This is a genomic window from Neisseria sp. P0021.S007 (genome assembly GCF_051956855.1).
In genome coordinates this window covers 1-476 of record NZ_JBQCXA010001466.1, presented here as the reverse complement: position 1 = coordinate 476, position 476 = coordinate 1, and the positions used below count along the sequence as shown (strand labels likewise).

The window sequence follows — 476 nt, the reverse complement described above, 5'->3', positions numbered from 1 at the left end:
AAGGTATGGCGTGTGGCGCGCTGGCGGCTGGCGCAGCCGGTTTGAAGCTGCACTTTGGCAAGTTCCAAATACCAGTCGCAATAGTCGTTCCATACGAAGCTGTACAGGGTTTCCGCCGCCAAATCAAAGCGGTAGGTTTCGTAGGCTTGCGTTACTTGCTCGATGGTCTGATTCAGACGACCTATGATCCACATATCGGGGAAGGAGTAGCCGCGCGGTTCGGTGGCGGTTACGCCGTAGCCGCAGTCTTGGTTTTCGGTGTTCATCAAGACGAAGTTGGTGGCGTTCCAGATTTTGTTGCAGAAGTTGCGATAGCCTTCGGCGCGTTTGAAGTCGAAGTTGACCGAACGCCCCAAGCTGGCGTAGCTTGCCATGGTAAAGCGCAATGCGTCCGCGCCCATGCTGGGGATGCCTTCTGGGAAGAGTTTTTTCGTGGCTTCTTCCACTTTCGGCGCGGTTTCGGGTTTGCGCAGACC

General features: G+C 55.9%; 1 protein-coding gene. It reads right to left on the bottom strand.

The window, feature by feature from the left end; translation table 11 throughout:
- Positions 1–476 (bottom strand): class I tRNA ligase family protein (locus ACTHUR_RS19725; protein WP_440400491.1); only part of this gene is annotated, 476 nt, incomplete at both ends.